We start from the raw sequence: 419 nt of genomic DNA, 5'->3' as shown, positions 1-419 counted from the left end.
CAACGCTTCCTCGGCACTGCAATTCGAAGTCCCGGTCACCACTGCGCCTGCCAGCCCCAGCGACCTGGTATTCGCCGAAGACGGCAGCAGCATCAGCGGTACCGCACCTGCCGGCACCCGTGTGGAAGTGCATGACGCCAACGGCACGCTGATTGGCAGTGTGGTGGCGGGCCCCGACGGCAGCTTCACCGTCACCCTCGACCCGCCACAGGCCAACGGCGAACTGCTGGACGTGGTGGCCATTGATGACGGCGGCGTTTCCTCGCTGCCCGCACAAATCACCGCGCCCGACATCACCGCCCCTGCCGCCCCAACCGAACTGGCGGTCAGCGCGGACGGCAGCGTTATCACCGGCCGCGCCGAACCGGGCAGCACCGTGCGCATCGTGGCTGCCGACGGCACCGAACTGGGCACTGCCG

The 419-nt window shown here is 68.7% G+C and carries 1 protein-coding gene; it reads left to right on the top strand.

The annotated features are described in order from the left end of the window. The coding region (locus tag V7787_RS52965; protein WP_336095473.1) for an Ig-like domain-containing protein at window positions 1-419 on the top strand (419 nt) is incomplete at both ends.

The organism is Pseudomonas sp. CGJS7 (assembly GCF_036961695.1).
This window is presented reverse-complemented; position numbering and strand designations above follow the sequence as displayed.